Origin of the sequence: Caballeronia pedi (assembly GCF_001544915.2) — a bacterium.
Lineage (GTDB): Bacteria > Pseudomonadota > Gammaproteobacteria > Burkholderiales > Burkholderiaceae > Caballeronia > Caballeronia pedi.
This window is the reverse complement of the sequence record NZ_FCOE02000002.1, coordinates 516,780-536,458: the sequence shown is the minus strand read 5'-3', so window position 1 is coordinate 536,458 and position 19,679 is coordinate 516,780. Positions and strand designations below refer to the sequence as shown.

Here is a 19,679-nt window from a genome sequence, read left to right as displayed (position 1 = left end):
CACGAACGCCGCGCGCCAGCCGAACGTCACCGCGATGGCCGGAATGAGCGCGGGCGCGAACACTGCGCCGATATTCGCGCCGGAGTTGAAGATGCCGGTTGCCAGGGCGCGCTCGCTGCGTGGGAACCATTCGGCGGTCGTCTTGATCGCCGCCGGGAAGTTGCCGCCCTCGCCGATGCCGAGCAACGCGCGGACCATCGCGAAGCCCATCACCGAGCCGACGGCTGCGTGCAGCATCGCGGCGATACTCCACACGAACATGGCGAGCGCGTAGGAGATGCGCGTGCCGAGCCAGTCGACGATGCGCCCGAAGCAAAGCAGACCGACCGCGTAAAAGGCCGAGAACGCGATCACGATGCGGCCGTACTGCACCTGCGTCCAGCCGATGTCGTGCTGCAGCATCGGCGCGAGCAGACCGAGGATCTGCCGGTCCATGTAATTGATGACCGTGGCGAAGAAGAGTAGCGCGCACACGGTCCAGCGATAACGGCTCGCGGTTCGCACGACGCCGGCAACGACAGTGTTCATGAAAGTCTCCGGACGCGGCGGCGCTCGTCGTGCCGCGTTCTTTGTTGCATGGACGGCGACGAGCGCCGTGGGCGTGGCTTTGCGTGGTTTTGCCTGAGGCAGAAGCCGCAACCGACCCGGTGTTGGAAAACGTTTTTCGAAGAATAGTGGGTTTGCTGCCTACTGGCTATCCTAGGATTTGCCCTAATCCAGCCTGTGACGGCCTTGGGAGGCCATATTCCTTGTGTTACTCCTTACGAATATGAAAGTTAATCGTTTTTTAACATCCCGGTTCCTGCGCGCTTGCATACGGTGTTTTGCATGCCACCCCTGGTGCGGCCGAAAAATTAAAGACGCGACAGGCATTTGCCGATAAGGGCGTGTACAACTCTTATCGTTCAGCACCCTCCCCATGTTTCGTAATGCTCTGGCCCGAATGAATGTCGGGACCAAATTCGCCGTGCTCGCCTGCGCGCTCACGGCAGTCGTCGTTGCCTTTTTCACCATTGCGGTCACGAGAAGCGCCGGCGAACAGGTGGACACGCACGCGCTCGCGCGCGTCGAAAGCGAGAATCGCTCGATCGCGACGATGATCGGCCTGTACGACAAGGCCGTGAGCGCCGAGGTCACGCGCTTCATGACGATCTTCGCGCACCGCCTGCCCGCCGCTTTCACACTCGACGAGACGCGTACCGTGGACATCGGCGGTGTGGCCACGCCCGTCTTCCTCGCGGGCGACAAGCCGCTGAACAACGACTTCGCGATTCCCGACGCTTTCCTCGAGGAAAGCGGCGCGATCGCGACGATCTTCGCCCGCACCGGCGACGATTTCGTGCGCGTGACGACCTCGCTCAAGAAGCAGGACGGCACGCGCGCGATCGGCACGCTGCTCGACCGCAAAGGCCCGGCGTATGCGCCGATGCTGGCCGGCAAGCCGTACATCGGCATCGCGGCGCTGTTCGGCAAGCAGTACATCACCGAGTACAAGCCTGTCACCGATACATCGGGCCGCGTGATCGGCGCGCTCTTCGTCGGCGTGGACGTGACGTCCGAATTCGCCGCGCTGCAGGACACCATCGCGAACCTCGTAATCGGCGCAAGCGGTTATCACTTCGTCGTCGATGCTTCGAGCGGCGCGAATCGCGGCAAGCTGCTCGTGCATCCCGGTTCGAAAGGCGAACTCGCCGATGACCGCGTCGCGCCCTTCAGGCAGATGCTCGAGACGCGCGAAGGCACGCTCACGTTCGACGGCGCGGATATCGCGGGCGCCGATGCGCGCGTGCACGGCGGCACGAAGGAAATCGTCTACATGACGGTGCCGCAGTGGCAATGGATGATCGGCGGCATCGCGTATCGCGATGAATTGCTGGCGGACGTGCACGCGAGCCGCAATCGCTTTCTCGTGCTCGGGCTCGTCGTGGTCGCGCTGCTCGTCGGTGTGCTGCTTTATGCGGTCGCCAAGCTCGTCGGCCGTCCGATCGATGACGTGACGCGCGCTTCCGAACGCATCGCGGCGGGCGATCTCACCGTGCGTATCGACAGCACGCGCGAGGATGACATCGGCCGTCTGATGCGCGCGATCGACGGAATCGCGCGCGGCCTCGCGGGCATCGTCGCGCAAGTGCGCAGCGCTTCGGCCGACATGAACGAAGGCACGGCGCGCATCGCGTCAGGCAGCAGCGACATCGCGACGCGCATCGCCACGCAAGCGGCGAGCGTCGAGGAGACCGCCGCGAGCATGGAGGAAATCACGTCCACCGTGCAGCAGAACGCGGCAAACACCGCGCAGGCGGGCACGCTCGTCGCATCGGCTTCAGACGCCGCGCGCGAGGGCGGGCAGGCGGTCGGACGCGTGGTCGAAACGATGGGCGAGATCGGTGCCTCTGCGCGCCGCATCGCCGATATCACCGCGACCATCGAAGGCATCGCGTTCCAGACCAACATTCTCGCGTTGAACGCCGCAGTGGAAGCGGCGCGGGCGGGCGAACACGGCAATGGCTTCGCGGTGGTCGCTTCGGAAGTGCGCGCGCTCGCGCAACGCAGCGCCAGCGCCGTGAAGGAAATCGAGGTGTTGATCGCGGAATCCGCCGCGAAGGTCTCGCAGGGCTACAGGATTGCCGAGCAGGCGAGCAGCACGATGGGGAGCATCGTCGAGCGGGTGTCGCGCGTGAATGCCATCGTCGATGAAATCGGCGTCGCGTCCCGCGAGCAGGCGAGCGGCATCGAACAGGTCAACAGCGCGGTCATGCTCATTGGCGAAGCGACGCAGCAGAACGCCGCGCTCGTCGGTGAAGCGGAGCATTCGACCACCGAACTGCGCGATCAGGCCGAACGGCTCGCGCACGCGGTCAGCATGTTCCGCGTCTGATTCGATAAAACTGCCGATTCAAAGCGGTTCCAGCGGATGCGGCGCGTCGTCATATGCGCCCCACACAGATTGATCGAAGTTGATCATCGAGCCCGTCATCAGCCCTGATTCCGCGCTCGCGAGATAGGCGACCGCACGCGCCGCTTCGTTCGTGTTGATCAAGCGCCCGAAAGGCTGCGCGGCGGCGGCGCGTTCGAGCCAGTCGTCGTCCGCGCCATGATGCGTGCGCTGGATGCGGTCTTCGCCTTCGCTCGCCATCCAGCCCAGATTCAGCCCGTTCACGCGGATGCGATTGCGCAGCAACGCATAGGCCGTGTTCTGCGTGAGCGTGGCGAGCGCGCCCTTCGACGCGCAATATGCGGCGATGAACGGCTGCCCCGCCATCGCCGACATCGAGCAGATGTTGACGATCGCGCCTTCGGTCCCTTCGCGCTTCATGATGCGGATCGCTTCCTGCATCAGAAAGAACGGCGCGCGCACGTTGGTCGCGAACATGCGATCGAAGAGTTCGGGATCGGTATCGAGGATCGTGCCGCGTTCAGTGCTCGCCGCTGCATTGACGAGCACGTCGATGCGCCCGAACTGTTCATCCGTCGCAGCAATCACCGCGCGGCAATCTTCCACACGCGACAGATCCGCCGCGACGAAGCGCACCTGCGCTCCGCTCGCTTCGGCGAGTTCGCGCGCTTTCTGTTCGCCCTTGTCCTTCGAGCGCGCACAGATCACGATGCCGTGCGCGCCTCGCTCCGCGAACAGCGCCGCCACGGCCGCGCCGAGACCTTGCGCGCCGCCGGTGATGACCGCGACCTTGCCTTCGAGCTGAGTCATCGTCGTTCTCCGTGATGCCGTCACACTTCGATGAAGATGCGCCCGCCTTCCACTTTCGCGGGATACGTCTGCAACTTTTCGCATACGGGCGCACACAGAGCACTGCCATCGCGGATATCGAAGCGGCCATTGTGCTTCGGACATTCGATCACATGGTCCATCACGAATCCGTCGCTCAGGTGCACGTGCTCATGCGTGCAAAGGCCATCGCTGGCGTACACGGCATCGTTGACCCGGTAGATGGCGAACGTGCGGCCATCGTGATCGAAGCGCATCACGTCTTCGTCTTCGATGTCGTCCAGCGCGGCTGCGTCGATCCATTGCGTCATGACAAGTCGTCTCCCTATGTCGTCTTTATGCCTGTGTCGCCGCGGGCATCGGCCGCTCGACGTGGTACGACGGATCGCGCGTCTGCCGCACGAGCGCCGGAATGATTTCCGCATACGCCGCGATCGTGCTCGCATAGGGCGGCGGCATGTCGTGCTTCACCGTTTCGTGAAGACGCGGCAGCGCGTAGTACGGGACCATCGGAAACATGTGATGCTCGACGTGATAGTTCATGTTCAGATAAAGAAACCTGAACACGGGATTCATCATCACGGTACGGCAGTTCTTGCGATGATCGAGCACGTTCTCCGGCATGCCCGCGTGTTGCGTCAGGCCGAAGAAGAGATAAAGCCATGCGCCGTACAGGCTCGGCAGGCCGATATAAAGCAGCGGCAAGATCGAATGGAACACGAAACACGCGGCGATCACCACAGCGTAGATCGCAAGCCACGCGCGCGCTTCCCGAATCACCTTGGGCCATTCCGACTCGGGCACGTAAGTCTGTTCTTCTTCGCCGATATGCCCGAACGCCGACGAGATGATCTTCGGCACTTCGCCCGCAGCATGCTTCAACGCAAAGACATTCAGCGCGATGCTCAGCCAGTCCGCGGGCAAGGGCACGGCGATTTCGCGATCGCGTCCGACGACGAGCGTGTCCGTATGATGACGCGCGTGGCTCCATCGCCAGATGGTCGGACGGCGGAACACCTGAAACGACGCCACCTGATAGAGCGCCTTGTTCATCCACGATGTTCTGAACGCGGTGCCGTGACCGCTCTCGTGCCAGCGGGAATCGGCCGGACCGCAATAGAGCGCGCCGTAAAGAAGGAAGGCGGGAATCGCCCACAGCGTATGCGATTGCCATGCGAACCATGCAAGCACGCCGCTCGCGATGATCACCGCATACCACAGTAGCGTGTCGCGGATAGCACGCGCGTCGCCGCGTTGCATCAGGCTTTTCATCAGGGGACGCGGCACGGCGCACTTGTACCAGTCGGCATTGACGAGACCCGCCGCTTGCGCGCGCTCGCCCGCACCGCCGATCAATCCGTAATCGCGATGACGATCCCGCGCGCCGGCGCCGTCGAATTGCTTCGAATCCATCATGTCCCCTCAGCCGATGATTGAAATTACATCATTCATCATTACTGGATCGATGATAGGAGCGTCGCATTGACGGCGCAATCTTCGCGCGCATTTGCTATCTTTAAGCATCATCGCGTGATTCAAAAAGCCATCATTTCCATCAAATATGAGCAAGCGTCCCACTCTTCAGTCAGTGGCGGAGGCTGCCGGCGTCAGTCCGGCGACGGTCGATCGCGTGTTCAACGGACGCATCAGCGTGCGTGAAGGCACCGCCTTGCGTGTGATCGAAGCGGCGGAGCGCATCGGCTATCACGGTGCGGGGTTGATGCGCGAGCGGCTGCGCGCGCAACGCGGAGAGCATCACGCACAGCACACGCTGGGCTTCTGCTTGCAGAAGCGCGCCGATCCGTTTTATCAGACCTTTGCCCGCATTTTGAAGGACGCGGCCGCGCGTCACGAGCCCGAGCATTGCACGGCCGTCATCGAATACATGGATGAACTCGATCCCGCGTCCATCGCACGCACGCTGCTTTCGCTCGGCGAGCAGGCCGATGCGCTCGGCGTCGTCGCGGTCGATCATCCGCATGTGACGGCTGCGATCGAAACGCTGCATGGGCAGGGCAAACCCACCGTCACGCTGCTGTCGGATCTGAGCGCGCCGTTGCGGGCGGGTTATATCGGCGTGGACCCGCGCAAGAGCGGACGCACGGCCGCGTGGGCCGTGAGCCGGCTCACGCGTCGCGACGAAGGCACGGTGGGCGTTTTCGTCGGCACGCCGCGCTATCTCGGGCAGGAAAGCTGTGAGATCAGCTTTCGCTCGTACTTGCGCGAGCATGCGCCCGGTCTGCGCGTGCTCGACACGCAGATCAACCTCGAAGACAAGCAACTTGCCTACGAAGCGACACTCGCCATGCTCGCGCGTCATGACGATCTCGCTGGACTCTATATTCCGGGCGGCGGCGTGGGCGGTGTGATTCGCGCGCTGCGTGAGGAAGCGATGGGACGTCGCATCGTGACCGTGTGCAGCGATCTCATGCCGGATCGGTACGAAGCGCTCGTCGAAGGCGTCATCGATCTCGTGATCGATACGCCGCTGCAGCGCATCGCCGAGACGGCGATTCAGGCGATGTTGCGCGCGCTGCAAGCGTTGCCGGGCGAGGCCGCGCAGGCGAGCCAGTATCCGTTGCCGGCGCAGCTCTATACGCCGGAGAACGTCTGAGCGCGCTTGCACTCATGATCGGCTAATTTTTCGGGCCTAGTCTCCTTGTCGGGTTCCAATCTTTCAAGGAGAACGATCATGAAGAAACTCGCAGCCGCCCTGCTCGCATGCGCCGTCATGGTGCCGATGCTTTCCTATGCACAATCATCGCCCACCGCCACGCGGGCCGAGGTCGACATGCAAGTCGCCCAGGCGGAACGCGACGGTACCTTGCATCAGTCCAGGATCGGCTATCCCGACAAGAGTTATGGCGCCGGCAGCGAAGGCAGCGTGCAAAGCGGCTGGGTCACGCAACCCTCGGCGCAAGCACTCGGACAGGGCCTCTATAAGCGTCACTGACCGGGGCGCCGATGAAGCATGGCACTGCATTTGCTACATTTGAAAATATGCCGCACACGCCCTGTTGCCTGTAACATGCAACGCACGCTCGAATTCGCGTGTCATCGATTCGTTTTTTTGCAGGGCTAACATGCATGCACTCGGGGAACCTTGCCCCGAGAAAGCGGCTCTATCAGCGTTTGCTCTTTCGACATGCACGTCAGGCCGGGGCATCGGGGCCCGCCATATGACGCGACATGCTCCAACAATAACGCGGCACGGTCGCCGCACCAGCCGCATCCATCAGACCAGATTGCATTCTTCGCTTCAACATGCGAAGGGACAGTGCCCCAATCATTCCGATGGAGCGTCATCTATGCCGTTTGAAAGCGACTCTTTGCATGACACGAATCCGCTGCTGACCATCGTGGTGGCGGCGTACAACATCGAGGGCTATATCGAGGAAGCGCTCGAATCCCTTCTGTCGCAGCCTCATATCGATGCGATGAAGATCATCGTGGTCGATGACGGTTCTCGCGACGAGACCTACGCCGCAGCACGCGCGATGGTCGAGCGCGATCGCGGTGTGCATATCGAACTGATTCAACAGGAAAACGGCGGCCTGAGCGCCGCGCGCAACACCGGGCTCGCGGCGGTGCGCACGCCTTATGTCGGTTTTCTTGACGGCGACGACATCTATCTGAAGGGCTTCACCGAAGCTGTCATTCCCGTTCTCGCCGAAGGCAAGTGGGATGTGGTGGAGTACAACGTGAAGATCATCGACGACGACGGGCGCGAACTCGACGACATCACACTGGTCGATCACAACGCGGGCGGTGGTGTGCCGATGAATCAGGCCACGCTGCAGCAGTTCGCCGACCGCTTTCATACCTTCGCCTGGGCGCGCGTGTATCGCACCGGACTCTTCGACGCCGCGCCGTTTCCCGTGGGACGACACTACGAGGATGCGGCCGTCGTTCCGTCGACGTATCTTCGCGCCAGCAGCCTTTATCGCATTCCCACGCCGTTGATCGGTTATCGACGACGCTTCGGCAGCATCACGCAATGCGCGACGCTACGCGACATCGAGGATTTGCGAGCCAATGGCAAGGAAGCGCTCGCGCGCTGCGACGGCGGCGAGATGGACGAATTCTGGCTCACCGTGTTCGACAAGCTGTTTCATCGCGCGTGCCACGTCTGTGCGCGCGTAGATCGTGCATCGTTCAAACATGCTTCCGAGACGCTCAACGCGATGGCCGTCGATCATCGCACCACGCGCGCGACACTCACCGAGCGTAGCGGACGTGAAGTCGGCGAGCTCGCACCGTTCGACCTGAACGTGCGCGCGGACCGCTCGATTCACTTCCTCAAGGGCCTCGTGAAGAAGATGTTGAGACGCAGCCTCGATCATCATCAACGCGAACGGCGGCCGAGCCCGTCGAATCAGTTGAGCGGATGAGCGCGCGCCTGGCTCAGACATCCTCGATCGCTCGCAAGGTCATGCGCTTATAAGCATCGACCAGCAGTGCGCCCTCGCCGCGCTTGTGCGCGACGGCAAGGCGCATCGTCTCTTCGCCCATTTGCCAGATCAGGAACGCGAGCGCGTTGACGCGCTTGCTGTCCACGCGCGGCTTGACCCGCCGGATCGCCGCCGCGAGCAGAGCGCCGCACGCTTTGCTTTCCGCAATCTCGATGTTCATCAACTCCTTGTCCGATCGCAGCGCCGAAGAAATGTCGCGCATCACGGGCTTGTCCAGCACGATCTGATAGTACTGATCGACCAGCGACGCGAACGCGCCCAGCAATTGCGCCTTGTCCTGCACCGCATCGAGCGCCTCGCGCACGCAGCGCCGGCTCTCGGCCGCGTACAGTTCGGCGAGCGTGCGGACGATAGCGCGCTTATCGGGAAAATACTGATACAGCGAACCGATCGAAATCTCCGCAAGCTCGGCGATCTCGCTCATCTTCACGTGCTCGCTGCCCTTCTCCGCGATCAATTGCTGCGCGACCTCCAGAATGCGATCCAGGCGCTCCCGACTGCGTTGCTGCGCGGGTTGCCTGCGGGCGGCGCTCGCTTCCGCCTTGGCGCGCGGCGGCTTTTCTTGCATGACGTTTCCTTTGCACGCGTGACTGCGCGCTCAAAAGTCCTTGACAGCCAAATGTGAGTATCTATCATGTTTGAAACGTGAGCAACTCTCATGTTTTAAACACAGGAGACTGTCATGACTGGATCGAACTTCGACGCCGCGCCCATTCTCGTATTGGGCGCGAACGGCAAGACGGGACGCCGCGTGGCCGAGCGGCTTCGCGCGCAGAGCCTCGATGTACGCGGATGCACGCGCTCCACGCGACCCCGCTTCGACTGGAACGATCGAACGACATGGAGCGGGACGCTCGCGGGCGTGAAGCGCGCGTACGTCACGTATCAGCCCGATCTCGCGATACCCGGCGCGCTCGATACGGTCAGCGCGTTCTTCGACGCGGCTCTGGCAAGCGGCGTCGAACGGATCGTGCTGCTTTCTGGACGCGGCGAGGAAGAAGCTCAGGCTGCCGAAGCAGCGCTGCAACGCTCGGGCGCGATCTGGACCATTCTCCGTTGCAGCTGGTTCATGCAGAACTTCAGCGAGAGTTTTCTGCTCGACCCGATCCGCGAGGGCACGCTCGCGCTGCCTGTCGGCGATATCAAAGAGCCTTTCGTCGATGCCGAAGATATCGCCGACGTAGCCGTCGCGGCGCTCACGCAGCCGGGTCACGAGAACAGGCTTTACGAGCTGACCGGGCCTCGCGCGATTACGTTCGCCGAGGCGCTCGAATGCATCGGGCAGGCGTCGCGGCGCGAACCACGTCTCAAGCCCGCACCCGCCGATGCGTTTCGCGCGGGCCTGCTCGAAGCAGGTGTATCGACGGAGGAAACGGATCTGATTCTTTATCTGTTCACCAGCGTGCTCGACGGACGCAATGAAAAGCCGGTCGATGGCGTGCGTCTCGCCTTGCATCGCGAAGCCCGCACGTTCGACGACTATGCGAGGCGCACTGCGGCAAGCGGCGTATGGGACGTTTGACGTGCGGGAAAACCATCGCTGTTTCGCGATAAACTGTAAGGATGGAACAATGTCCCTACTGTGAGCGAATCCGTGGCGAATGGGATTGTCACGGACAGGAGTGCCGCACTAACATCGCCCGCGCGCTGCGCAGACAGCGCATGGGATTACCCATGGTGCCCAAGGTCATCCGCAATGAAATCCCGCCAGGCGCGTCGACGGGCGAAGTGATCGCCCAGTTGTCGCGTCAGCGCTTGCGCGCGCGCCGGGCGAACGAAGAACGCCGTGCGCGCAAGGAAGCCGAAGACCTTGATCTTTAGCGGCGGCATGTCACATCAAACCCGCGTTCCTTCATCGCGCCACGCCCGCCGCGATTCACGCATCTTCGCAACCGCCATACGCGCAACCTTGAGCCAGCCATAAGGACGCGGATCAGCGACCATGCTGAGCGCCCGCGCATAGTCGAGCGTCAGCCCCGGCGTCCAGGCCATCGTCACCGCGCGCTTGCGTACCTGCGCAGCGACCCAGAGCTCCGGCGTGACGATCATTCGAAACAGCGCGCCCCAACCCGCGCTCGCACCATACAAGCGCCCCGCCGCGCCTTCGAGCGCCGCATCGAGTGCACGCGATACGCTGCTCGAACAATTGCGATGCGTGAGGTTATACGTCGCGTCCTCGCGATAATTGCGCCAGAAACTATCGAGCCGGACGGGATCGTAATTGCGGATACGCACGCGCGTCGTCGAAGGACACCACGCCTTCGACTCGATCGCATAGCTCGGCTGAAACATGCCGGGCACATCGTTCTCGCGCGTGGCGCGCAGGAGGCGCGCGAAGTCGTCGGGCGAGCGGTCTATCTCGACGGCCGGATAAAGGCTCACATAGATGCCTTCCGGCGATTCGAGCGCTGCATGGCCCGTCGAGATCACGCCGTTGCGGTCCACGGCCGCAATATAACGATCGACGACCGGATGCCACTGTGTCTCCGCCTTCGACGAGCCGACCGGCGTCCATACGTGCACGGTGAGCGCGGGTTCATCGTCGGTGGGCGGGCCGTCCCATTCGCGGGCTTGCAGCGCTGGACGTGGCGGTTCCTTCGCTTGTGCCGCGCTCGCGGCTTCGGCGCTGGCATCGCCCCAGCTCGCGGGATTGCTCGCCAGCTTGCGCACACGCGTCGCGATGAGGATCATGTTCCATCCCGCGAAGATGAAGAACGCGCCGACGCAATACGGCACCGTGCCCTTGTAGTGCGTCGGATAGGGCTGAAGCATGAAGATGCCGAGCAGGATCTCGAAGATCGCGAACCCGAATGCGACACGATAGCGACGATACCGCACGACGAGCGCGGACGTCGCTTGCAGAAGGCCGTCGAAGATAAAGGCGACACCGATCAGTATCGACAGAATGAAGTGGCCGTGATGATTGCCCTCGAAGATCAGCGCCGCCGTGAGCACGAACGCGATGCCCTTCGCATAGCGCAGCCTGCGCTGCCCGCCGACGCCAGCCCACGCGACCGCCAGCGTCAGCGCGCCCTCGATCAGCAGCAGCCAGCCGACCGAGGCAATCGGAAAGCCGAGCGCGCCGTCGAGTGCATCGATGAACACGCCGATGCCGGTCAGCAGCAGCAGCCAGCCCATCACCATCAGGCCGCGCCAGCGATTGCGCAAGTAATCCACGCCCAGCAGGATCATCATCAGCTTGACCATCGTTCTCCCTTCGGAAAAAGAATGCTCAGTGCCCGTACATGTTAGTGCACTTGACGCGCGCATCGTTTCGTATGATCGTTCGAATCACCGCGATGTGCGCGGCATGACATACTTGCGCTGCCATCCTCATGCGACGGAGACGCCATGTTCGAGCAATGCCGATGGATCAACGAGCCCGCGCAATGGCGCGTCGAGAACGACACGCTCCACGTCGCCACCGACCCGAACACGGACTTCTGGCGCAAGACGCACTACGGCTTCGTGCGCGATAACGGCCATGTCTTCGCGACAGACATCGACGGCGACTTCACCGCCGAAGTCGCGGTCGATGGCGACTTCTCCGCGCTCTACGATCAGGCCGGCCTCATGGTGCGCGAAAGCCCCGAACGCTGGGTCAAGTCCGGCGCCGAATACAACGACGGCGCGCTCACCTTCAGCACCGTCCTGACCAACGATCTCTCCGACTGGTCGCTCGGCTCGCGCGCGAACACGAACCGCTTCCGGTTGCGCATGACGATCGCGCAAGGCGTCCTGAAAGTGCAATGCAGCGCCGATGAACGCCACTGGACCCTGATGCGTCTCGCGCCTTTCGCCGCAAGCAGTGCAACCGCGCGCTGGCAGGTCGGCCCGATGTGCTGCACACCCGAACGCGGCGGCCTCACCGTGCGTTTCTCAGACTTCAGGATCGGACCGCCCATCGTCAAGGATCTGCACGATACCTCGATGTAAGGCGGCGCATCGGAGTCGGTAAAAACACTCACTTGCCCGGTTCGTCGGCGCTTTCTAATATTCTGAAACGTTTCAGAATTTCGACGATATCGCGCCTTGGACTCACGAAAAAAACCGGCCCGCACGTTGAAGGATGTCGCCACTGCGGCAGGGGTATCGCTCGGCACCGCATCGAAGGTCATGGCGGGCGCGCCGGGCGTGAGCGCCGCGCGGCGCGAACAGGTGTGGGACGCCGCGCGCCGGCTCGGCTACCGGCGCAACAGCCTCGCGGCCGAATTGCGCAGCAGCCGCTCGACATCCATCGGCTTCGTCGTGCCAGATCTGACGAACTCGTTCTTCATCGAATTGCTGTGCGTGGTGGAAGATCATGCGCTCGCGAGCGGCTATCGCCTGCTGCTCGCGCATGCGCAGGAAAATCCCGAGCGCGAGGCAGAACGCATCCGCTTCGTGCTGTCACGGCAAGTGGCGGGCATGATCATCATTCCCTGCCACGGCTACGATCACGCGATAGAAGAACTGCGTGAATGCGATGTGCCGCTCGTCATGGCCGACCGCGTCGACGACAGCTTTCCCGCCAATACCGTGACCACCGACAGCCGGCGCGCCGCGCGCGACGGCACCGATCATCTGATCGCGCTGGGGCACAAGCGCATCACCTTCATCGTCAATGCGCTCGATCTCGTCAACAGCCGCGAACGCGCGGACGGCTATCTCGACGCCATGAAACGCGCGGGCCTGGCGCGCCATGCACGCGTCGTCGTATGCGGGATGACGGACACGGAAAGCCACGCGGCCACGCTCGGCCTGCTGTCGGAGCGCGAGCGGCCGACCGCGCTCTTCACCGGCGCGAACGTCGCGACGCTCGGCGCCTTGCGCGCGATACGCGATGCGGAATTGCATCTGCCCGAACACATCTCCCTGCTCTCTTTCGACGACGCGCCGTGGATGTCGGTGCTGCATCCGCGCATCAGTTCGATACATCAACCGGTGGAAGCCGTGGGCCGCGCGATCTGGCAACTGCTGCATAAACAGTTGCAGGGCGAATCATCGGAGCCGGTGCATCTGCGCATGAAAGCGGATTTGCGCGTGCGCGAGAGCACCGCGCCGCCCTTCAAGGCGACGGGCAGGGAAACCCGCAAGCGGGCCACGCTATAACGTTTTATTTTTATCGATCTAACCCGATCAGAACCAGCGAGAGCAGCAACCCATCACGAACAACGAACCCGAAGCTGGCAACCAAAACAGGAGAGACGCAATGGACAGCAAACGACGCATCATCACCGCGAGTCTCATCGCCGCACCGCTGGCCGGTGCGGTCGGCACTTTCTCTGCGCTCATCGCCGGGCCGGCGTTCGCGCAGCAGAAGAAATACCGCTTCGGGTTCTCGCAGGTCACGACCGTCGAGCCGTGGCGCGTGCAGTTCAACAAGGACATGAAAGCCGAGGCCGCGAAGCATCCCGAGGTCGAGTTGATCATCGCCGACGCGGGAGACCGCACCGACAAGCAGAACGCCGACATGGAGAACTTCATCACGCAGAAGATGGACGCGATCTTCATCTCGCCCAAGGAGTCGGCGGGCCTCACGGGCGTCGTCGAAAAGGCCTTCAAGGCGGGGATTCCCGTGTTCGTGCTCGATCGCGAAGTGAACGGCGATCAGTTCACGCAGTTCATCGGCGGGGACAATGTGCAGATCGGCCAGGAAGCGGGCAACTTCATCGTCAAGCTGACGGGTGGGCCGGGTAAGGCGCAGGGCAATCTGGTCGAGATCTGGGGCGGCTTCGGCGCGCAGCCCGCGCATGACCGGCATGACGGCGCGGATAAGGCCATCGGCAAGGAGAAAGGTATCAAGCGCGTGGGCGAGCGCGTGGATTGCGACTGGAAACAGGACAAGGCCTACGATTACATGAAGACCGTGCTGCGCGTGCAGCCGAAGATCGACGTGGTGTACGCGCATAACGATCCGATGGCCTACGGCGCCTATCTTGCCGCGAAGGATGCGGGCCGCGAGAAGAGCATCAAGTTCGTCGGCATCGATGGCTTGCCGCAGGAAGGCGCGACGTGGGTCGAGCAAGGCCTGCTCGCGGGTACCTTCATGTATCCGACGCCGGGCGCGGAAGGCATCCGCCAGTCGCTCAAGGTATTGCACGGCGACAAGGTGCAGAAGAAAGTCACGCTGCCGACGCAGGGCATCTTCGCGGACAACGCGAAGCAATATATCGCGACCCACTGAGCGGGACGCAGACAGCGATGGCAACCGTCACCGCGCCGCTCATCGAAGCCGCGGGCCTGTCGATTTCGTTCAACGGCAGCCCCGCGCTCTCCGGCGTCGACTTCGATGTCGCATCGGGCGAGATTCATGCGCTCGTCGGCGAGAACGGCGCGGGCAAGTCGAGCCTGATGAAGATATTGGGCGGCCTCTATGCGCCCGATGCGGGCAGCATCCTCGTGCGTGGCGAGACGACGCGCATGACGAGCGTGAACGACGCGACGCGCGCGGGCGTCGCGATCATTCATCAGGAGCTCAATCTCGTCGATACGCTTTCCGCCGTCGATAACATTTTTCTCGGCAAGGAACTGCGCACGCGCATGGGCTTTCCCGATCGCCGCGCGATGCACGACGCCGCCGCGAAAGTGCTTGCACAACTGGGCTTTCGCGCGCCGCCGAATACGCTCGTCGGCACTTTGCGTGTCGGCGAGAAGCAACTGGTCGAGATCGCGAAGGCGCTGCTCGCCGATGCGCGCGTGCTCATCATGGACGAACCGACGTCCGCGCTCTCCGACACCGAAACGCAAGCGCTGCTCACGCTCACACGCGATCTGCGCGAGCGCGGCATGGGGATCGTGCTCATCAGTCACCGGCTCGGCGAAGTGTTCGCGGTCGCGGATCGCGTGACCGTGCTGCGCGACGGAAGACGCATCGCGACCTTGCAGATGCGGCAAGTCGAATCGTCATCGGCGCTCGTCTCGATGATGATCGGCAAGGACTTCGCGCCGCCCGAGCGCAGCGAAGCCGAAGCACCGCAAGCGCGTCCGCTCGCGGTGGACGTTCGTGCTCTCACGTTATGGGGACCGGCGCGCGCGCTCGTATCGGATGTGTCGTTCGCGGTGCAACAGGGCGAAGTGTTCGGCATCTCGGGGCTGCTCGGCGCGGGCAAGACGGAGATACTCGAGGCTTTGTTCGGCGTATCGCGATATCGGCGCGAAGGCGAGATACGCGTGGCCGGTCACACGCATGCGATCGATTCGCCGGATCGCGCGGCCGCAGCCGGCCTTGCCTTCGTGACCGAAGACCGCAAGAAAGACGGGCTCGTGCTCGATCAGTCGCTGGAAGCGAACCTCGTTCTGCCTTCGCTCTCGCGCGCGCCTGGGTTTCCGTTCTATCGACGCGGGCGCATGCAGGCATGGGCCGCATCGCAGGCGCGGGCATCGAACGTCAAGCATCGCTCGCTCGCGCAGGATGCGAGCACTCTGTCGGGCGGCAATCAGCAAAAGCTCATCATCGGCAAATGGCTGATGACGAAGCCGCGCATTCTTCTGCTCGATGAACCCACGCGCGGCGTCGATGTCGCGGCGAAGGCGGAGATTTATCGGCAGATACTCGCGGCCGCGCGCGAAGGCGTGACGGTGATCGTCGCGAGTTCCGAAATCGATGAACTGATGTTGCTTGCCGATCGCATCCTCGTGATGTGCGAAGGACACGCGCGCGGCGTACTGACGCGCGAGCAATTTTCGGGCGATGTGCTCATCAGGATGGCCTCGCCCTGAAGCGATAAACGGAGACGCATATCATGCTGCAAGCGCAGGACCAACTCGCCGAGTCCGCGGCCACCGCCCGTCAGCGACACCTGAGCACGTTTCTCACGTATCTGAAGTATTACCTCGGGCTCATCGTGTTGCTGGTGGTGGGCGCGTTCACGTCGCCGCACGCGGCCGACGGCGGCAACATCTTTCTGTCGAGCGCGAACATCTCCGACGTGTTCCGGCAAGTCGCGAATGTCGGCGTGATTTCAATCGGCATGACGCTCGTGATCATCACGGCGGGCATCGATCTGTCGGTGGGCGCGATCATGGGTCTCGGCAGCGTGCTCACCGCGATGCTGCTCACCACCGATGGCTGGAACCGCGCGACCTACGCATCGCTCGTGCTCGATGCGATCGCCGTGTTCGCGATCGTGTTCGCCGTGCTCGGCGTCGCGCGGGGCATCATGCGTGCGCGCGATGCGCAGACGGTGCGCGTCGCGGATCGTTCGCCCGTTGCCATGCAGGCGGGCATCGCGTTGATCGTCGCGGCGCTGGCCTGCGCGTATATCGCACTGCACGGCGCACATCGCATGCCCTTGCTCGCCGTGATGTGGATCGTGCCGCTCGCGGGTTTCACCCTCGGCGCGCTCAACGGCTGGATCATCACGCGCGGACACATGCAGCCTTTCATCGTCACGCTTGCCGCGATGGTCGGCGTGCTGGGCGCCTCGCGTCTGATCGCGGGCCAGGATACGGCCGTCTATTCGATCTATAGCGGCACCAATGCAACGAGCGATATCGAAGCGCTGCGTGCGCTGCTTGTCAATGTGGTGCCAGTGCCTGCGCTTTTCTTTCTGGTGATCGCTATCGTGGTGGGATTCGTGATGAACCGCACCGTATTCGGCAAATATCTTTATGCGATCGGTGGAAACGAGAAATGCGCAGTGGTGTCGGGACTCGATGTCGCGCGTCACAAGATGGCCGCTTATGCGATCTCGGGCCTGCTCTCGGCGCTCGTCGGCGTCCTTTATGCGGCGCAGTATCGGCAAGGCAAGGCGGATGCCGGCATGGGCTGGGAGCTGGACGCGATAGCCGCTGTCGTGATCGGCGGCACCAGTCTTTCGGGCGGGGTCGGGCGTATATCGGGGACGGTTGCGGGTGTGCTGATATTTGGATTCCTGAGCAATATTCTGTTGCTCAATGATATCGATAGCAATACACAGCTCGTGCTCAAAGGATTGATCATCGTGATCGCGGTGTTCTTGCAGCAGGCGGATATGGGGAAGCGTGGGTGGTTCAGGGGGTTGCGAGGGCGGAGGCAGCGATGAGATTAGGATAACTCGAATTACGAATCGTGAAATCCGAGGACAGAATCAATGACGCAACAACCGGCAGTCTCGGGTGAACTTGAAAAATTCCTACGGGAACACATCGGTCTTTGGCAAAAAAGACTCGTTGCACCCGCTGACGAGATCGAGAACGACTACGGCGTTACCAGCGATGGCGCGGACGGCTTCATGGTTGCCTTCTGCGAGCGTTTCAATGTCAATCCCGGAGACTATCTGTTCCAGCGATACTTCGAAATGGAGGGCTTCAGAGGTCCGCTTTTTTCGTCACCAACTGGCTGCTGAAAAAACAGGGCTACGTGGAGGTCGTATGGGATACCGACACATTGCGAAAGGTATCGAGTGATTCGAATGACGTGATCTGACAACGGCGCACTTCGCCCCCCCGCACTCACCCCTCGAAATCAATCCCCCTTGCCCGCAACTGCCGCATCCCGCTCGCGAGATGCGCCCTCGCGCTCTGTGCATCCCCCTCACGCATCTGCTCGTAAGCACGCTGCGCAATCTCGTGCGGCACTGCCTTGAGCGGCCGGTTCGCGCTCATCGCGCGCAACTGCACTTCGGCCGCGCGCTCCAGATAGTAGAGGTCGTCCCACGCTTGCGCGATAGTCGCACCCGCAACCATGACGCCGTGATTCTTGAGAAGCAGGATATCGGCGTCGCCCATCGCGCTGGCGATACGGTCGCCTTCTGCATCATCGAGCGCGAGGCCGTTGTAGTCCTCATCGACCGCCGTGCGGCCATAAAATTTCAACGACGTCTGCCCGAGCCACAACAGCGGCGGCCCTTCGAGCAGGCACAGCGCAGTCGCGTTCGGCATATGCGTATGGAACGCCGCCTTCACGCGCGGCATCAGCTTGTGCAGACGCGCGTGAATATAAAAGGCGGTCGCTTCGGGCTCGCCCTCGCCGTCGACGACATTGCCGTCGAAATCGCAGATCAGCAGGCGCGACGCCGTGATCTCGCTGAAGGCATAGCCGTACGGGTTCACGAAGAACAAGTCGTCGCGGCCCGGCACGACCGCCGAAAAGTGATTGCATACGCCCTCTTCGAAGCCTCGCAGCGCCGCAAGCCGAAAGCAGGCGGCAAGCTCCCGGCGTGCCTCGGCGATCTCCGGCGCGTCGAGCCGGATGGAGTCGGACGCCACGCGTTGCGCAGTGCTGGAAAGCGTATGTGCCATGATTACGTGCCTTGTCGTTTGCCCGACCGAAAGGTCGAGGATAATCGAATGCGCAGGTGAGTAATGTCCGGACAAAAAGACAAAGCGGCGGCGCAGCCTGCCGAAAAATCAAGTGTGACACTCAAATGTCGCGTCTCTTAGCAAAAACGCTTATTTGAACTCGGCGTTCTGGCATGGTAAAACTCTATGCCGCTCGACAATCGATGCGCATCTACAACGTAATCCGTCTCAATAGGGTTTGGAAAAATGGCAACAGGTACTGTGAAGTGGTTCAACGATGCAAAGGGTTTTGGTTTCATCACGCCGGACGACGGCGGTGAGGACCTGTTTGCACATTTCTCCGAAATCCAGTCCAAGGGTTTCAAGTCGCTCCAGGAGAATCAGAAGGTGAGCTTCGAAGTCAAGCAAGGCCCTAAGGGCAAGCAAGCTTCGACGATCCAGCCGCTGTAAGTTTCAGCGCACTCGCCTCTGGCAACGAAACGGCCCTCACGGGCCGTTTTGCTTTGATGCGGGCGATAAAGTAAAACGTTATTCAGATGCACCGATTGCGGGCGTTTTATCTTCCTTACCGATGATTCGAATAAATCAGTAGAATCTCGAATTCTGTATTCAAGGCAGCATCCCTCGCGGCGACGCGAAATTATTTCCTCTTTCTCGTGTGAACTCGGCCAGCAATCGGAAAAAATGCCGTACGCTCGTTCGGCATAAAACAAAGGTATTGCTCGTCGCGCTCTGCGTCCTTGCATGGGATGCACCCGCGCAATCGTTTGCGGCCAATGCAAAAGCGGCGCGCTTCGTCAGCGAAGTCGTGATGAACGACTTTCATACGGCCCAGGCAGGCGGCGGCTACGTCTTTTCATACGACAGCCACGAAACCGAAGCGACCCTTTCGACCCGGCTAGACCGCTGGTTTTCCGGAACCGATCCGCACGCCCTCACCATGGAGCCTGCCGAAAAGCAGGCGCTCTTCAGCTTTTACTGGGCCGCGACCATGATGCCCGCGAGTTCGCCGTGTTTCCGCGATATCGCCGATCCGGCCTGCGGCGAAGATCTTTCGAAGTGGATGGCGCGCGAACTCGACGACGATCCGCGCTTCATCCGTGCTTACGAGTCCGCGAAAAAGCCGCTCGGCCTGCCGCCACTCGAACGCAACGCGCACTGAGGACCGGGCGCATATGGCGCGAGCGACAGGCTCCGTCTCCCGCCTTGCGCCGGAAACAGGCGGCGCAGGCTCGTCGGAGCGGCGCGGCTTTGAGCGCATCGTCCGGGCTGTCTTCGTGCCG

Annotated in this window: 21 protein-coding genes; 14 read left to right on the top strand and 7 right to left on the bottom strand. The window is 62.2% G+C overall.

What is annotated here, in order from left to right; all coding sequences use genetic code 11:
- Positions 1-528: MFS transporter (locus AWB80_RS05025; protein WP_143327952.1), on the bottom strand; the 528-nt coding region annotated here is incomplete at its 3' end.
- Between the two features lie 391 nt (positions 529-919).
- Here AWB80_RS05025 and AWB80_RS05020 point away from each other — a divergent pair.
- Complete coding sequence (locus AWB80_RS05020; protein ID WP_061173497.1) at positions 920-2,875, top strand: methyl-accepting chemotaxis protein; 1,956 nt, start codon at positions 920-922, stop codon at positions 2,873-2,875.
- A gap of 18 nt (positions 2,876-2,893) precedes the next feature.
- Here AWB80_RS05020 and AWB80_RS05015 read toward each other — a convergent pair whose 3' ends face one another.
- From AWB80_RS05015 to AWB80_RS05005, 3 genes are read right to left on the bottom strand one after another with little or no spacing between them, the layout of a single operon-like run.
- Positions 2,894-3,703 carry an SDR family oxidoreductase gene (locus AWB80_RS05015; protein WP_061173496.1) on the bottom strand — a complete coding sequence of 270 codons (810 nt, stop codon included), beginning with the start codon at positions 3,701-3,703 and terminating at the stop codon, positions 2,894-2,896.
- 20 nt (positions 3,704-3,723) lie between these two features.
- The gene (locus AWB80_RS05010; RefSeq protein ID WP_061173495.1) at positions 3,724-4,032 is read right to left on the bottom strand and encodes a non-heme iron oxygenase ferredoxin subunit; all 309 of its coding nucleotides are present in this window, start codon (positions 4,030-4,032) and stop codon (positions 3,724-3,726) included.
- Positions 4,033-4,057: 25 nt separating this feature from the next.
- Entirely contained in the window at positions 4,058-5,137 is a 1,080-nt protein-coding gene (locus AWB80_RS05005; protein ID WP_061173494.1) for a fatty acid desaturase family protein, read from the bottom strand.
- A 145-nt stretch (positions 5,138-5,282) separates the two neighbouring features.
- Between AWB80_RS05005 and AWB80_RS05000 the strand changes: the two genes are divergently transcribed.
- The 3 genes from AWB80_RS05000 (at position 5,283) to AWB80_RS04990 (ending at position 8,112) form a co-directional block, all read left to right on the top strand.
- Positions 5,283-6,335, top strand: coding sequence for a LacI family DNA-binding transcriptional regulator (locus AWB80_RS05000; protein ID WP_061173493.1), 1,053 nt, complete (start codon positions 5,283-5,285; stop codon positions 6,333-6,335).
- A 78-nt stretch (positions 6,336-6,413) separates the two neighbouring features.
- On the top strand, positions 6,414-6,674 hold the full coding sequence (locus AWB80_RS04995; RefSeq protein ID WP_061173492.1) for a DUF4148 domain-containing protein: 261 nt from the start codon (positions 6,414-6,416) through the stop codon (positions 6,672-6,674).
- A gap of 355 nt (positions 6,675-7,029) precedes the next feature.
- Entirely contained in the window at positions 7,030-8,112 is a 1,083-nt protein-coding gene (locus AWB80_RS04990) for a glycosyltransferase family 2 protein (protein WP_061173491.1), read from the top strand.
- 13 nt (positions 8,113-8,125) lie between these two features.
- On the opposite strand, the gene AWB80_RS04985 is transcribed toward AWB80_RS04990, so the two are convergent.
- The gene (locus AWB80_RS04985) at positions 8,126-8,761 is read right to left on the bottom strand and encodes a TetR/AcrR family transcriptional regulator (RefSeq protein WP_061173490.1); all 636 of its coding nucleotides are present in this window, start codon (positions 8,759-8,761) and stop codon (positions 8,126-8,128) included.
- Between the two features lie 114 nt (positions 8,762-8,875).
- Here AWB80_RS04985 and AWB80_RS04980 point away from each other — a divergent pair, with 114 nt between their 5' ends.
- The gene (locus AWB80_RS04980) at positions 8,876-9,715 is read left to right on the top strand and encodes an NAD(P)H-binding protein (RefSeq protein WP_061173489.1); all 840 of its coding nucleotides are present in this window, start codon (positions 8,876-8,878) and stop codon (positions 9,713-9,715) included.
- Positions 9,716-9,756: 41 nt separating this feature from the next.
- Positions 9,757-10,014, top strand: a complete 258-nt coding sequence (locus AWB80_RS04975; protein WP_061173488.1) for a hypothetical protein — start codon at positions 9,757-9,759, stop codon at positions 10,012-10,014.
- A 15-nt stretch (positions 10,015-10,029) separates the two neighbouring features.
- Here AWB80_RS04975 and AWB80_RS04970 read toward each other — a convergent pair whose 3' ends face one another.
- Positions 10,030-11,400, bottom strand: a complete 1,371-nt coding sequence (locus tag AWB80_RS04970; protein ID WP_061173487.1) for an HdeD family acid-resistance protein — start codon at positions 11,398-11,400, stop codon at positions 10,030-10,032.
- A gap of 144 nt (positions 11,401-11,544) precedes the next feature.
- Here AWB80_RS04970 and AWB80_RS04965 point away from each other — a divergent pair, with 144 nt between their 5' ends.
- The 6 genes from AWB80_RS04965 (at position 11,545) to AWB80_RS04940 (ending at position 17,501) form a co-directional block, all read left to right on the top strand.
- Positions 11,545-12,129 (top strand): DUF1349 domain-containing protein, encoded by a 585-nt coding sequence (locus AWB80_RS04965; protein WP_061173486.1) that lies wholly within the window; start codon positions 11,545-11,547, stop codon positions 12,127-12,129.
- Between the two features lie 96 nt (positions 12,130-12,225).
- Positions 12,226-13,284, top strand: coding sequence for a LacI family DNA-binding transcriptional regulator (locus AWB80_RS04960; RefSeq protein ID WP_061173485.1), 1,059 nt, complete (start codon positions 12,226-12,228; stop codon positions 13,282-13,284).
- A 100-nt stretch (positions 13,285-13,384) separates the two neighbouring features.
- Entirely contained in the window at positions 13,385-14,359 is a 975-nt protein-coding gene (locus tag AWB80_RS04955) for a substrate-binding domain-containing protein (protein WP_061173484.1), read from the top strand.
- A gap of 17 nt (positions 14,360-14,376) precedes the next feature.
- Positions 14,377-15,894: a sugar ABC transporter ATP-binding protein gene (locus AWB80_RS04950; protein WP_061173483.1), complete on the top strand. Its 1,518-nt coding sequence runs from the start codon at positions 14,377-14,379 to the stop codon at positions 15,892-15,894.
- Positions 15,895-15,917: 23 nt separating this feature from the next.
- A complete protein-coding gene (locus AWB80_RS04945; RefSeq protein ID WP_061173482.1) occupies positions 15,918-17,198 on the top strand; it encodes an ABC transporter permease in 1,281 nt (426 codons plus the stop codon).
- Positions 17,199-17,246: 48 nt separating this feature from the next.
- Positions 17,247-17,501, top strand: a complete 255-nt coding sequence (locus AWB80_RS04940; protein ID WP_061173481.1) for a DUF1493 family protein — start codon at positions 17,247-17,249, stop codon at positions 17,499-17,501.
- Positions 17,502-17,607: 106 nt separating this feature from the next.
- On the opposite strand, the gene AWB80_RS04935 is transcribed toward AWB80_RS04940, so the two are convergent.
- Complete coding sequence (locus tag AWB80_RS04935; RefSeq protein WP_061173480.1) at positions 17,608-18,396, bottom strand: aldolase; 789 nt, start codon at positions 18,394-18,396, stop codon at positions 17,608-17,610.
- A 246-nt stretch (positions 18,397-18,642) separates the two neighbouring features.
- Here AWB80_RS04935 and AWB80_RS04930 point away from each other — a divergent pair, with 246 nt between their 5' ends.
- Together AWB80_RS04930 and AWB80_RS04925 are read left to right on the top strand one after the other, a co-directional pair.
- Complete coding sequence (locus AWB80_RS04930; protein ID WP_008347993.1) at positions 18,643-18,846, top strand: cold-shock protein; 204 nt, start codon at positions 18,643-18,645, stop codon at positions 18,844-18,846.
- Between the two features lie 361 nt (positions 18,847-19,207).
- Positions 19,208-19,558 (top strand): hypothetical protein, encoded by a 351-nt coding sequence (locus AWB80_RS04925; protein ID WP_244206396.1) that lies wholly within the window; start codon positions 19,208-19,210, stop codon positions 19,556-19,558.
- Positions 19,559-19,679: the final 121 nt, after the last annotated feature.